Here is a 12835-nt window from a genome sequence, read left to right on the forward strand (position 1 = left end):
TTTTAAATTCTCTATTGACCTTCAAGTTACTTGAAGGTTTAAACTAAGAAAAGAGAGTTAAAAAAAGGAGCATAATAGTATGGAAGCAACAGAAAAATTAAGAGAAAAACCGATAAAAAGTTTATTTATTTCTTATTTAATACCAGCTGTTCTAGGAATGGTATTAATGTCGGTTAATATTGTAATTGATGCGGTAATGATTAGTCGGGGAGTTGGAGCAAATGGATTGGCAGGAGTAAACGTGGCTATTCCAGCGTTTTCAATTTTCTTCTCTATTTCATTATGGATTGGAATGGGCGGGGCAACGTTATATTCCATTGCATTAGGTGAAAATAAAATTGAAAGAGCAAGGTCTATTTTTACTCAATCCATGACGGTAGCAGTCATTATTGTAGGCGTTTTAGCGGCCATTTGCTTATGGAGAATAGAAGATTTAGCATACGTATTCGGTGCGAATGAAGTAATTTTACCGTATGCGTTAGACTATTTACACGTATTATTAACATTTGGAATGATATACGTTTTAGAAAATATTTTAAGTACATTTATACGAAATGATGGAAATCCTAATTTAGCAATGGCAGGTTTAGTTGTAACAGCTGTATTAAATATAGTGTTTGACTATATCTTTATTTTCATCTTTAAATGGGGCGTAACAGGAGCTGCTTCAGCAACTATTCTTTCAGCAGCGATTGGTTTCCTTGTATTATTAACGCATTTCTTTAGAAAAAGTAGTATTTTAAAATGGACGAAATTCCATTTTGAATGGGATACAGTAAAACAAATTATGATAATTGGTTTCCCGAGCTTTACAGCAGAAAGTACAGTAGCGATTGTAACGATTGGTTTTAATATTGCATTCGTTCAATATGCAGGAGAAGTAGGAGTCGCTTCTTATGCGATGGTGAATAGTATTCATGCAATGACATTGCTATTATTCTTTGGTGTAGGTGCAGCATTACAACCGATTGCTAGTTTCCATTATGGTGCAAATTTAGCAGAGAGACTTCGTGAAGGATTGCAGTTTGCAGTGAAAATTGCAGTTGTACTTGGAGGCGTTGCAATAATTGTCGGATTATTCTTCGGGAAATATATTATTGGTCTATTTGATGTCCAATCTCCAGAGTTATTGGAGTTAACATTAACAGGTATGAGCTTGTTCTTTATCCAATATGTATTTTTAGGCTATAACATTGTGTATGGAGAGTACTTCCAATCAGTGCGACAAACGACAAAATCAGTACTTATTATAATGAGCCGAGGGCTGCTATTTATTATTCCGTTATTATGGATTATGCCGAAATTATTTGGGATAAACGGAATTTGGCTCGTTATGCCAGTAGCGGAAGTATTGACAGCGATTATCGTATTTACGATGAATCGTATGAAACATCCTGTGCCATTAAACATGGCAGGCGAGAAAGAAGCAATATGATGAAGAAAATCCCCTTGAGCAAGTAAGGGGATTTTTTATTCTTTTAAACTAATAGCAAAAGATCCATCCGTTTCTTGAACAGACGCAAAGGCAACGTTTTTAATATTTGTGATGCCTTTTTCTTTTAATTCTTTATATAACCACTTTTCGTCCTTATGAATTAACTTTAAGTTATCGTATTGAATTTGTGAATCAACGATAAGGGCAATTGGTAATCCAGCATACTTAACATCTATGTTCAAATCTTTCGGAGTTAATGGGACAAGTTCACGCTTTGGTAAAATGCTAATGGCTCCATTCGCTTCTAAAATAGCGTATTCAATTTCATGAACACTTGGATATCCTGCGACACGAAGGTTAGAAAGTAATTCAGCAATGGGATACCTACTTTTTTGTAAGTTCTCAAAAATAATATCACCATGTTTAATTAAAATAATCGGGTGTCCGAGAATGAAACGATTTAGTTTGTTGAATAGGCTTAATTTTGTAAGGATTAAATGCAAACATGTAATAACGACCATACCGAGAAAAGCTTGCAAAGCACCAGAGACTGGTATGGCCTGAAAAGCTAAATAAGATAAAAAGATAATAGCACCAAAATCATGAGGAGTTAGTTGTGCTAAAGCTGATTTACCGAGCATCTTAAGTGATAGTAAAAATAAGATAAAAAAGAACGATACGTTACATAAAAAGAGAAGCAATAGAGACACTCCTTCGTGCAAAGTTGTACTTACTGTTCCCGAAAGAAATATAAATATTACTTTCTAGAGGATAAATTAGGTTGAATTGGAATTTGTCTGTATACAAACAAATAAATGGATATTATCATGAAAGAAGCAAAGAACATAGGAGTATAGAGATATGAGAAAGAAAAAAATAATGAAGTATATGATAGGAATGATAATGGTTTGCGCCGTTTATGTGGGATTTTTACAATATAACATTTATAAGCATGGGCAAATGAATGCCACCTATGAAGCTGATTATATCATTGTATTAGGCTCGAAAGTAAACGGAACGAAACCATCGTACTCATTGCAATATCGTATTGATAAAGCAGCTGAGTATTTGAAAGCACATGAGAAAGCAATTGCTATTGTGTCTGGAGGAAAAGGAAAAGGGGAAGATATTTCAGAAGCATTAGCAATGAAAAATGAATTAATAAAACTAAAAATTGCAGAAGACCGCATTATAATGGAAGATAAGTCAACGAGTACAGATGAAAATATTAAATTCTCAAAACCTTTAATTCCGGACAATATGAAAAAAGGACTGATCGTAACAAATGACTTCCATATGTTTAGAGCGAAAAAAATAGCAGCTAAGCAAGGTTTACAATTAGAAGGTCTTCCGGCCGAAACACCAAAGCGAATTGTCATTCCATCGAATATACGTGAATATTTAGCCATTACGCAATATTGGTTTATGAATCGAATATAGTGGACGTGGTCCCGCCTAGCATTCTAGGCGGGATTTTTTGAGGGGAATCTTACAAATATGTCATCTTAATGAAAGGTAAAGCGATAGTTTCTAGAATGGATTCCTGACATAATGAAGATAACAAAAACTATTTAGAGGTGAATCGGATGAAAGGAAATAATATATTATCTTCACTATGTTACTTTAGTATCTTTTTTGCACCATTTTTACTACCAATTATCGTGTACTTCGTTGCAGAGGATGAAGTGAAATATCACGCGAAAAAAGCATTTTGGTCACATATTTTCCCGTATGCAATTTTATTCGGAGGGGTAGCGATATCAGGAATATACGGTTTAGGATTCAATCAATCTGACGGTGCTGGAATTGGGATCATGATCACATATGCAGTGTTCATTCTTGTAGGGATTTATTACTTCATTTGGAATATTGTAAAAGGTGTTAAAGTGTTGAAAACAGCGCAATAAGATAAGGAATAATTTGGAGTTAATTTGTCGTTATTTGTCGGTAAGTCGATATCCTTTGTCGAATCGACGATATATTTGAAAAATCGTCGATATAGTGCAAGGAATCGTTGATATATTGAAAAAATCGTCGATATAATTTCATTTACCGTATTAATAGATCTTTTAAAAGGAGCAATTCAAAAAGAATTGCTCTTTTTGTGCTTATAAGTTGTGAATATTGGAAAAGATATGTTAATTTTTCATTAGGAAGAGAAAAAAGGAGTGATTTTCATGAATGAGATGATACATAAAATGGAGCAACACGTTTCAGTTCGTAAATATAAAGAAGAATCCATTCCGAAAGATGTAGTAGAAAGAATGGTGCAAGCTGCGCAGCATGCTGCTTCCTCGCATTTTGTACAAGCTTACTCTGTTATATATGTAACCGATCAAGACTTAAAGGCGAAACTAGCAGAGTTATCCGGAAATCGTCATGTGAAGGACTGCGCAGCATTCTTTGTTTGTTGTGCAGATTTAAAACGACTTGAAATGGCATGTGAAAAACATGGTACAGAGATAAAGCATGAAGGAGTAGAAGACTTTATCGTAGCAACGGTAGATGCTTCACTCTTTGCGCAAAACTTGGCGTTAGCAGCAGAATCGTTAGGATACGGTATTTGTTATATTGGTGGTATTCGTAATAATCCGGGAGAAGTGAGCGAATTGCTTCATTTACCAGATAAAGTATATCCTGTATTCGGAATGACAGTCGGTGTATCAGATGAAGATCATGGAGTAAAACCACGCTTACCAGTAGCAGCAATCCTTCATGAAAATGGATATGATGAAAAGAAATATGATGAATTACTAAACGAATACGATGAAACGATGAGCGCGTATTATAAAGAAAGATCATCAAATAAGAAAAACGCAACATGGACGGAATCGATGAGTTCGTTTATGTCTAAAGAAAAAAGAATGCATATGAAAGAGTTTTTAAGTGAAAAAGGATTTAATAAGAAATGAGTAAAAAGGCAGACCTACAGCGAAGGAGAACTTGCAATATTTTAAAAATGTAACAGAGCTTTGTGATGAAACGTTAGTTTAAGTGAATAGTTTGATTGCTAATGCCTAAGTTCAGAATGTAGATATCACTTTCTGAACTTAGGTATTTTATTTGTTATCATATACATAAAAATTAAAAAATTTTTACAAAAGTGATAGAAAATGAGAATGAAATGCCAATAGTAAGTAAAGGCAGCTGCTAAAGGGGAATTGAGGAAGGAAGATGTTTATGATTTTCGATTCTGAAGTGGATTTAATTACAGCTATGAAAAAACGTGATCAAGATGCTTTGAAAGAAGTAATTGATCAATATGGAAAATTAATTTTATACATTATTCATAAATCATTAAGTAGCCCTATGGAGAAACAATATGTGGATGATTGTTATAACGATGTATTTACTGTCATTTGGTTTCATATCGAACAATTTGATATGGAAAAGGGAAACTTCAAATCTTGGATGATTGGTATTACTAAATTAAAGACATTGGAATATAAAAAGAAAGTATATAAAGAGAATAAAGTCGATAAAGACGTAGAGATAGATACAGGTGTCCATGATAGGTATGAAATAGAACAAGAAGAAGAGATTATGGAAATAGTCCAAGATTTAAACAAGAAGGATCGATATATCTTTTTAAAGAGGTACATTGATGGATATTCCATTGACGATATTGCAAAAGAATTAAAAGTAACGGCGGATTATATATACAATCGAATTTCTCGTGGGAAGAAAAAAATTCAAAAACTATGGAAAGGGAGTGTGTAATATGGATAAAAGATTATTATCTATGTTAAATGAGCTCCAATATTCAGATGAAGAAATTGCACGTTTAGAGAAAGAAGCGGATGAGACTATCAATATAGATAAGTATTATGTGAAAAACGGAGAATTATTGAAGAAATTAACGGTGCAAATGTTGGAAGAATCAGTTCGGAAAGATTTACAAGAAGGAGAAGAAATCGAATGCGAAATATTAGTAGAAGAGGGGAGTCTTGTAAATTCTAAAGTTATACCGAATATATTAACGGCAGGTGCTGCTTTTTATTATTACATTGTTTTAACAAATACAAGATTACGAATTAAATCGTTAGATTGTTATTTCAAAGAAATAAATGAGTACAATGTGCTAATTAGTTCAATTCAAGCAGTTTCGAGACATAAAAAAATGAAGAATGTATATGGAATTACTATAGATAATAACTATATACAATTAGGAAGTACCGAGCATGAGCAAGAATTGAAAACGGTAATTGAGAAGCTAAAACAACGAGGGGTGAAAGAAGAGAGATATAAAGAGTTTGAAAAAAGTTGGCTGATTTTTTTCAATGTGTTTGTAATAGCGATAGGTGGGCTTCTAGTTTTAAAATATTTAATTTGAAAATAAAAAGCGGCATAATAGCCGCTTTTTATTGTTATCACGTTCAAAAATATTGAAAACTTATCCGTTATGACACAAACTAAAGCAACTTCTATAACGAATGCAAACTTTCAATAAGAAGATACATGCCCGTGCAACTTAAAAGGATGTACGTAAATATTTTAAAAATCCGTTGATTAAGCCATTTGAAAATAATTTGACCTATATACAAACCTAGAAATACGATTGGAATAGCGTAAAAACTTGATTCCCAAATTGTTTTGTTTGTGCCAGTAAAGAGTATTTGCGTTAGTAGACTAATGAAATATATAAATAGATAAAAAGCTAAAGTAGTTGCTCTCAGCTTCTCTTTTTTTGTATCAGTTCCTGTAAAGTACAGTAACAGAGGTGGTCCCGGCATACCGATACTTGTCGTTAAAAGACCGGATAATCCTCCCGCTAAGAAATCTCTAGATTTTGTTGATTGAATCTTAAAGTTACAGATTAGCATCAACGTTAATAGTAAGAGCAAGATGCTAATTGCTAATTTAAACGTATTGATGTTAATGGAAACGAAAATGAAAATACCAAAAGGAACACCAACTATACTGCCGACAATTAATCTTTTCAGTAGAATACAATCAATGTCCATTCTTATTTTCCAAATGAGTGATATAGAAATAATGAATGATAAAATGATATTTATTTGTATAGCTTCTTGTGGTAGAAATAACATGAGTAAGAAAGGTGTTGCCATAATAGAAAAGCCAAAACCGGTACTCGTTTGTAAAATAGAAGCTACTAATATAATACAAATGAACATGAATATAGTATTCAAAAAAGCCCCCCTACATAATCAAATTTCATTAATATTTTAACATAAAGTAAAACTTTAATCAGTGAGGGCTTACTACCTAGCAAATCGCCGCTTGTTATGTTGCGGTTAATATTCCAATGATGATCCTGTAGCCTTAAAATATTTTTCACGTGAAGGAGTCATTACTCGGATTGCTAATAAACAGGAAAGGAAAAGGATGAGTAACGAGCTACTTATTACAGTCATTTGAACGGAAAGAAATTGTGCGGATGCTCCAATTGCTAAAATGAAAAAGATTTGGATAAAACTTTTTATGGAATCAAATACGCTATCGATACGTCCTATCATATGAACCGGAATGTTATTTTGATAAAATGTAAAAAAGCCAGTACCAGCAAATGATGAAGAAATGCCAAGTAAAATAAAACCGCCTGCCGCGACGATAAATGAATTTGAAAAGGCGAAAATTACATAGCCTATTGCTGTGAAAATTGTCCCTAATCCGATACAATATTGAATTGGTAAACGTTTGGCAAAAAGAGAGACAAGAAATGAACCGGAAACGTAAGCAGCGCCAGTTATACTAACAAGCATACTGTATTCTATATCGGTTAAAAACAGTACTTGTCTTGTAAAAACAACTTCTTGTGAATCAAGTGCCATAGCGACAAGCATAGTCGCTTGAAATAAAACGAATATGAGAATAATGTACGTTTCAGTTCGAGCGAATGAAAAAACTTGTTTCCAATCACTTCGTAATGTTTGTACGAAAGTATTTGCAACTTCTTCGCTTTGTTTTGTTTGTAACGTAATATTAGGTAAGAAATAAATGAGAATAGTAGAAAGTAGAAAGGAAAGTGAGTTGCAGTAAATTACAAAGGATGCTGAGTGCGTGGTGAGAAGTATTCCAGCAAGAGCTGGACCGATAATAAAAGCCCCGCTTGTACAAAAGCTACTCCAAGCGTTGAATTGAGCGCGTTCTTCAGCAGGTATAAGCATTGTTTTATAAGAAAATGAAGCTGGATCGAAAAATGATGTAGCGATACGAGTTAAAAAGATAAAAATATAAATGGCCCAAATAGAATCAAATAGTGGAACGCAGCCAATGAGAATTGCTCGAATTATATCTGTGATGAGCATAATGGACCGTTTGTTTAATCGATCTACTATGCTACCAGACCAAATTTTTGTAACAACGGTCGCAATTGGACCGACAATCCATAATCCTGCTACAGCAGCAGGGGAGTTTGTGCTATGTAACACCATTACGTTTAGGGCGATGAGATACATAAAATCACCTAAACGAGAAATTCCTGTTCCCGACAATAATAATAATTTATTTTTCATGAACAAATGGCCCTTTCTTTCATTGTTTTTTTAGCCTGCAGGAAATAGCGTATTCCTCTTCAGAGTTTGATTGACGAGCGGTTTTGTTTTCCCATCGTAATAAAACTTGTGTAACTTCCCAAGTAAGCTGTTGTAATTCCTCTGGAGTTAAAAATAAATGAGATACAATATGACTGCCTGTATTCGTTCCTTCTGTGCCGCTTTCTTCAATATAGAAATGAGCGGATTTTGCCTTGTAATATTTTTCAATAATTCCTCGTTTTTCTTTCGTGTCTACTAATTCAAGTAACCCTCCATCGTACAAAATTTGAACGTGATAATGTACGCTACCAGCAGATTTATTTAGTTTAGTAGCTACTTGCTTTGCAGTGAGTGCTTCGTCTTTTAAAAGGTGAAGAATTTGAATACGTGTTGCATTGGAAATAAGTTTCTGCTGCTCAGCTGAAATAGTAAGCCTATCTTCAAACATTATAATATCCCCTTTCTTATAATCTAAATTTATTGTACATTCTAAAAAATTAGAACGTAAGAAAAATAAATCGCCTTTTTCCTCTGTTTTTCGACATAAATAAAAATAGCATGTACATAAACATGCTATTAAGTAATAGTAGATTCTTCATTAAGTTTCCCGCGATAAAACAGGTAAAGCCATATAAAACTTACAAATATACAGCATGTAGCTAGAAAACTACCAATTATTTGAGGAGAAAGGATTTCTAATAGCCATCCTGTAATGAACATAGAGAACTGTATAAGTGAACCGTAAATTGAGTAATGAAAGGAAAAAACTTTACCAATCATACTTTCGTGCGTGTAAGTTTGAAGTAATGTCGTATCAAGTGGAACGATGATTCCTCCTGCTATGCGCATACAGAGCAATGTAATGATACCGAAAATAAGTTGATCGGATAGAATGAATCCAAGAAAGAAAATGCCTTGTAGGAAATAGGCCCAACCAAATGCTTTTTTCATTTTTTCTTTATTGCTGGATATGTAAAGAGTAACGAGAAGGCTTCCTATCATAAGCCCAGCCCCTTGAACCGTATATAAAATCCCAATGTTCGTGTGGAAAATTTTTTCGGCATAGATTGTTAGAAGTAGCTGATAAGCGCCGCCAATTATGCCCCATGAAATGCCGACAAGAATTAATGTTAAAATGATTTTTGTTTGTAATATGTATGTATAACCATCTTTTATATCAGTAAAAAATGCTTTTTTCTTATTAAAATTAATATGAGCAGGGATACTCATACTATAAATAAAATAGGCTGAAACAAAGTAGGAAAGGCTATTTACTAAAAAAGCGAACTCAATATGTAAAGATTGTGCGATAATCCCGCCTAAAGAAGCTCCCATAATAGACATAAAACCATTCAATGTACTAGAAAGAGAATTAGCAGTTACGAAATGATTTTGATGTACGATGTTTTTTAAGGTTGCTTGTTTAGCCGGCTCAAATAAACAAGAAAGTACGGATAAACATATATTAGAAATGAAAATAATCTCAATTTTATATAGTGCGAATAAGTAAGTGAGGACGATTATGCCTCGTAAAATATCGGTAAAAATCATAATATTCTTTTTAGAAAAACGATCTACAACTCCGCCTATGAAAGGACTAAGCAGAAGCTGAGGTAAACCTTTACTTATAAAGGTGAGTGCGATCATAAATGGAGATTCCGTTATGCTATAGACGAACGTTAATAAAGCTACAGTATGAAACCAATCTCCAAGCACACTTAATGTTTGCCCATAAAATAGTTTTTTGAAGTTATTATTTGTTTTAAGAAGCGCGGAATAAGAAACTGACATAAAAAGATTAATCCTTATGTAATGATGATGCTTGAACTTGTTTTTTCCACTCACTTAAATACACTTTCTCCTCTGTAGGGAGTCCAACAGGTAATTGTGCAATCAATTCTAAACTATTTCCGTCAGGATCGTTAAAGTATACGGCGGCATGCGCTAACTCTGGAAAAACAATTGGTTCAATTGGCTCCATTCCAAAATCTTTTCGTGCTGAAATGCCTTTTTGGTTTAGCCAATGTATTGCATGTTCTAAATCATGTAAGCTTACTTGAAAGGCGATGTGTCGTAAAGAGGGATGATAATTTACTTTGTATTCTGTACCTTCCCAAAGACCGAGCCAACTTTCATTTTCCTTAATCCAAAAGAAAGCAATATCGTCTCCTCTTTTATATAATTTTAGTCCTAGCGATTCGTAAAAAGGTATAGACACTTCTAAGTTACGGACAGGTAAATGTGCTTCGTAAAGACCTTTAATCATTGTAATCCTCCTAAGTAAAAATATTTCTTATTTCATAGTAAACGTTTTTTTATTAGTTGAAATCACAAAAAAGAGGGACATAACTTCATACGAAAGTATGAAAAAAACAGCTCAAATATGAGCTGTTTTCTTATAGTTTTTCGTTCATTTGTTAAGGATAAGATATATTAGTATCCGTATCCGCCGCCACCCCAACAGCTACATCCGATGATGATTAGAAGGATGAATAGTACGATAAGCAAAGCAAATCCACCGCCGAAACCAGCGCAACTTCCACCATAACTCATATGTTTTCCTCCTTTTGAGTAAGTTAATCTATATAATTCATGGACTACTGTATACAGTATGTTTTTCGTATGGAAAAGGAGCCAGTCTCTTGAGTAATTAGACAAACGCCTGTATGGTCATTTTGATTGTATATGGAGCTAGGGGTATGTGAAGAAATCATTATATATTTCGCGATTTGTTCATAAAAAATATAAAAATTGTAAAAAAACCATTTTTATATTTTTTTATGAGAGGATTTGTACTATAATTTTACAAGTAATATTATGGGAAAAGGGAGTTTTAGTGAAGAGATGGAGATGGGACAACTACAAAATAAAATAGAAACTAAAAAGAAAGAGCTAATTCAACTTGTTGCTAGACATGGATTGGATCATGATAAAGTTTTGTTATTTAGCCGAGATTTAGATATACTTATTAATAAGTTTATGAATGTGAAAGATAAAGTACATAAATAATTTGCAGTTTTTTATATTAAGATATTCAACGAAGAGGAGAGAGATATATTTGGAACATTTACAAGAAGAGCTATATAAACAAATAAAAGAAGAAAAAGGTATTGTTACAATTTTTTTAAAGAGTGGCGTTAGAATAGTAGGAGAAGTTGTTGCAATAGACAAATTTACCGTTTTAATGTTAGTTGATGGAAAACAACAACTTATTTACAAGCAGGCTGTATCAACAATAATGAAATAAGACACTCGTACTGAGTGTCTTATTTCATTATTGTTTGCAAGCTTCAACGTCAATGCCGGCAGCTAATAATTTTTTTTCACCATCTTGCTCAATGATTTTTTGTAATTTAGATAGGAAAGAATCAAAGTTTGTATGCTTTGCTACTTGGAATGTCATTTTATGCTCAATTGGCAACCACGTATCAATATCAGCTTCGTTATGCTGAATTTTTACCTCAAGCTTATCAAGTGCGTTAGCAACTTTTGCTTCGTATGTTTCTTTCGCTTCAAACTCCATCCATAAATCATATAATTCCTCGCCGAGAGAACCTTTTAATGTTCGTTTAATATTTAAAATTGCTTCTTGTTCATTTATTTGTTTTAGTAATTGTAATTCATGACTATTCATTGTATCAAAAGCAGGAATATCACCAGCTTCTGCTTCGACTAGATCGTGAATAATAACCATTTTAAGTAATTTTTCAATATTTACTTTCTGATCTAAATAAGGTTCAACTAAAATGGCCATTAGAGACATGCGCCACGTATGTTCAGCAACGCTTTCTTGACGTCCGTTAGAAAGCCAGCTATGTCGCATTTCATATTTTAGTTTTTCTGCTAGTGCAATGACTTGTAAAATGTTATGTTCCATCGTGATCCTCCTCATATTTCCATACTATAATTCTAATATGGAAATGAAATGTGTCAATTTTATGAGTATATTGCGATAAATAGATGATGAGCGTATAATAAGCATTATATGTGAAAACGCATTATTAAAATAAAAAAATGTTTTATAAAAATGAAAAGGAAAGGGCAGGAATATGGGAGACAAAAATCAAGGATTTGCTAGACCAGAAAGAAGAAAAAGGAAGTTTGACATTTCTAGCCCATTTGGCATTTTAGTAGGTTTTGCTATAGTGATAGCGGCAATTATGCTTGGTGGAGGCGGAATAAAAGCTTTTAAAAACTTTTTAGATGTTTCATCTATTTTAATTGTCATAGGGGGAACAACTGCGACAATTGTTGTGGCATATCGATTTGGAGAAATAAAAAAATATACGAAAAGTATTTTTACTGTTTTACATAGAAAAGAAGAAGATTTAGAACAGTTAACGGATTTGTTTGTTGATTTTTCGAAAAAATCTAAAAAACACGGTTTACTTTCTTTAGAGGTTGATGGAGAGCAGGTGGACAATCCTTTTATTCAAAAAGGAATTCGATTAATGTTAAGTGGTTACGATGAAGAGGAATTAAAAGAAGTGTTAATGAAAGATGTTGAAACGGAAGTGTATGAATTAAGAAAAGGGGCAGTATTATTAGATAAAATTGGCGATTTCGCTCCGGCTTGGGGTATGATAGGGACTTTAATTGGTCTTATCATTATGCTTCAAAACTTGCAAGACACATCGCAAATTGGTACAGGGATGGCAGTTGCGATGTTAACGACATTGTATGGATCAGTACTTGCAAATATGATTGCAATCCCTCTTGCTGAAAAAGTGTATCGTGGTATTGAAGATTTATATACAGAGAAGAAGTTTGTTATTGAAGCAATTTCAGAATTGTATCGTGGACAAATTCCGTCTAAATTAAAGTTAAAACTCGATACGTATGTATACGAAACAAAGATAAAAAAAGTAAAACGAGCAGCCTAATATTGCAAGGAGTGGTATGG

The 12835-nt window shown here is 33.2% G+C and carries 17 protein-coding genes; 9 read left to right on the forward strand and 8 right to left on the reverse strand.

The genetic code is table 11. The features are described 5' to 3' along the window. The first annotated feature begins 79 nt into the window (after positions 1-79). Positions 80-1435 (forward strand): MATE family efflux transporter, encoded by a 1356-nt coding sequence (locus MR083_RS05350; protein WP_000388382.1) that lies wholly within the window; start codon positions 80-82, stop codon positions 1433-1435. A 35-nt stretch (positions 1436-1470) separates the two neighbouring features. Here the strand turns inward: MR083_RS05350 and MR083_RS05355 are convergent, their stop codons facing one another. Further along, a complete protein-coding gene (locus MR083_RS05355; protein ID WP_000923931.1) occupies positions 1471-2136 on the reverse strand; it encodes a DUF421 domain-containing protein in 666 nt (221 codons plus the stop codon). Between the two features lie 160 nt (positions 2137-2296). Here MR083_RS05355 and MR083_RS05360 point away from each other — a divergent pair, with 160 nt between their 5' ends. From MR083_RS05360 to MR083_RS05380, 5 genes are all read left to right on the forward strand, one after another. Next, on the forward strand, positions 2297-2875 hold the full coding sequence (locus tag MR083_RS05360) for a YdcF family protein (RefSeq protein ID WP_001227683.1): 579 nt from the start codon (positions 2297-2299) through the stop codon (positions 2873-2875). A gap of 146 nt (positions 2876-3021) precedes the next feature. Further along, positions 3022-3342, forward strand: coding sequence for a magnetosome magnetite crystal formation protein family (locus MR083_RS05365; protein ID WP_000678047.1), 321 nt, complete (start codon positions 3022-3024; stop codon positions 3340-3342). Positions 3343-3612: 270 nt separating this feature from the next. After that, positions 3613-4347: an oxygen-insensitive NADPH nitroreductase gene (gene nfsA, locus MR083_RS05370; RefSeq protein WP_001004533.1), complete on the forward strand. Its 735-nt coding sequence runs from the start codon at positions 3613-3615 to the stop codon at positions 4345-4347. 262 nt (positions 4348-4609) lie between these two features. Further along, positions 4610-5155 carry a sigma-70 family RNA polymerase sigma factor gene (locus MR083_RS05375; RefSeq protein WP_029141091.1) on the forward strand — a complete coding sequence of 182 codons (546 nt, stop codon included), beginning with the start codon at positions 4610-4612 and terminating at the stop codon, positions 5153-5155. Position 5156: 1 nt separating this feature from the next. Next, positions 5157-5768 (forward strand): flagellar motor switch protein FliG, encoded by a 612-nt coding sequence (locus MR083_RS05380; RefSeq protein ID WP_014893162.1) that lies wholly within the window; start codon positions 5157-5159, stop codon positions 5766-5768. 91 nt (positions 5769-5859) lie between these two features. On the opposite strand, the gene MR083_RS05385 is transcribed toward MR083_RS05380, so the two are convergent. The 6 genes from MR083_RS05385 to MR083_RS05410 all read right to left on the reverse strand — a co-directional run bounded on the left by MR083_RS05385 (position 5860) and on the right by MR083_RS05410 (position 10485). After that, positions 5860-6585, reverse strand: a complete 726-nt coding sequence (locus tag MR083_RS05385; protein WP_001092071.1) for a sulfite exporter TauE/SafE family protein — start codon at positions 6583-6585, stop codon at positions 5860-5862. 105 nt (positions 6586-6690) lie between these two features. After that, entirely contained in the window at positions 6691-7911 is a 1221-nt protein-coding gene (locus tag MR083_RS05390; protein WP_000791688.1) for an MFS transporter, read from the reverse strand. Between the two features lie 19 nt (positions 7912-7930). Next, entirely contained in the window at positions 7931-8380 is a 450-nt protein-coding gene (locus MR083_RS05395) for an ArsR/SmtB family transcription factor (RefSeq protein WP_074615170.1), read from the reverse strand. A gap of 128 nt (positions 8381-8508) precedes the next feature. Then, positions 8509-9723: an MFS transporter gene (locus tag MR083_RS05400; protein ID WP_242268677.1), complete on the reverse strand. Its 1215-nt coding sequence runs from the start codon at positions 9721-9723 to the stop codon at positions 8509-8511. A gap of 7 nt (positions 9724-9730) precedes the next feature. Next, positions 9731-10198 (reverse strand): VOC family protein, encoded by a 468-nt coding sequence (locus MR083_RS05405; protein WP_000589699.1) that lies wholly within the window; start codon positions 10196-10198, stop codon positions 9731-9733. A 167-nt stretch (positions 10199-10365) separates the two neighbouring features. Then, complete coding sequence (locus MR083_RS05410; protein ID WP_000120179.1) at positions 10366-10485, reverse strand: YjcZ family sporulation protein; 120 nt, start codon at positions 10483-10485, stop codon at positions 10366-10368. A gap of 237 nt (positions 10486-10722) precedes the next feature. Here MR083_RS05410 and MR083_RS05415 point away from each other — a divergent pair, with 237 nt between their 5' ends. Together MR083_RS05415 and hfq are read left to right on the forward strand one after the other, a co-directional pair. Further along, positions 10723-10941 (forward strand): aspartyl-phosphate phosphatase Spo0E family protein, encoded by a 219-nt coding sequence (locus MR083_RS05415; protein ID WP_002091864.1) that lies wholly within the window; start codon positions 10723-10725, stop codon positions 10939-10941. A 49-nt stretch (positions 10942-10990) separates the two neighbouring features. Then, on the forward strand, positions 10991-11179 hold the full coding sequence (gene hfq / locus MR083_RS05420; protein ID WP_000400661.1) for an RNA chaperone Hfq: 189 nt from the start codon (positions 10991-10993) through the stop codon (positions 11177-11179). Positions 11180-11206: 27 nt separating this feature from the next. Here the strand turns inward: hfq and MR083_RS05425 are convergent, their stop codons facing one another. Beyond that, positions 11207-11809 (reverse strand): HD domain-containing protein, encoded by a 603-nt coding sequence (locus MR083_RS05425; protein WP_242268679.1) that lies wholly within the window; start codon positions 11807-11809, stop codon positions 11207-11209. A gap of 172 nt (positions 11810-11981) precedes the next feature. On the opposite strand from MR083_RS05425, the gene MR083_RS05430 reads away from it, so the two are divergent. After that, positions 11982-12815: a flagellar motor protein MotP gene (locus MR083_RS05430; protein WP_000502571.1), complete on the forward strand. Its 834-nt coding sequence runs from the start codon at positions 11982-11984 to the stop codon at positions 12813-12815. The last annotated feature ends 20 nt before the right edge of the window (positions 12816-12835 follow it).

This window comes from Bacillus cereus group sp. BfR-BA-01408, from assembly GCF_022663305.1.
GTDB lineage: Bacteria > Bacillota > Bacilli > Bacillales > Bacillaceae_G > Bacillus_A > Bacillus_A pacificus.

Bases quoted from the DNA above. Each gene is read 5' to 3' on its own strand.
- MR083_RS05350 (WP_000388382.1), top strand. From the start codon at position 80: ATGGAAGCAACAGAAAAATTAAGAGAAAAACCGATAAAAAGTTTATTT.
- MR083_RS05360 (WP_001227683.1), top strand. From the start codon at position 2,297: ATGAGAAAGAAAAAAATAATGAAGTATATGATAGGAATGATAATGGTT.
- MR083_RS05365 (WP_000678047.1), top strand. From the start codon at position 3,022: ATGAAAGGAAATAATATATTATCTTCACTATGTTACTTTAGTATCTTT.
- nfsA (WP_001004533.1), top strand. From the start codon at position 3,613: ATGAATGAGATGATACATAAAATGGAGCAACACGTTTCAGTTCGTAAA.
- MR083_RS05375 (WP_029141091.1), top strand. From the start codon at position 4,610: ATGTTTATGATTTTCGATTCTGAAGTGGATTTAATTACAGCTATGAAA.
- MR083_RS05380 (WP_014893162.1), top strand. From the start codon at position 5,157: ATGGATAAAAGATTATTATCTATGTTAAATGAGCTCCAATATTCAGAT.
- MR083_RS05390 (WP_000791688.1), bottom strand. From the start codon at position 7,911: ATGAAAAATAAATTATTATTATTGTCGGGAACAGGAATTTCTCGTTTA.
- MR083_RS05395 (WP_074615170.1), bottom strand. From the start codon at position 8,380: ATGTTTGAAGATAGGCTTACTATTTCAGCTGAGCAGCAGAAACTTATT.
- MR083_RS05400 (WP_242268677.1), bottom strand. From the start codon at position 9,723: ATGTCAGTTTCTTATTCCGCGCTTCTTAAAACAAATAATAACTTCAAA.
- MR083_RS05405 (WP_000589699.1), bottom strand. From the start codon at position 10,198: ATGATTAAAGGTCTTTACGAAGCACATTTACCTGTCCGTAACTTAGAA.
- MR083_RS05410 (WP_000120179.1), bottom strand. From the start codon at position 10,485: ATGAGTTATGGTGGAAGTTGCGCTGGTTTCGGCGGTGGATTTGCTTTG.
- MR083_RS05425 (WP_242268679.1), bottom strand. From the start codon at position 11,809: ATGGAACATAACATTTTACAAGTCATTGCACTAGCAGAAAAACTAAAA.
- MR083_RS05430 (WP_000502571.1), top strand. From the start codon at position 11,982: ATGGGAGACAAAAATCAAGGATTTGCTAGACCAGAAAGAAGAAAAAGG.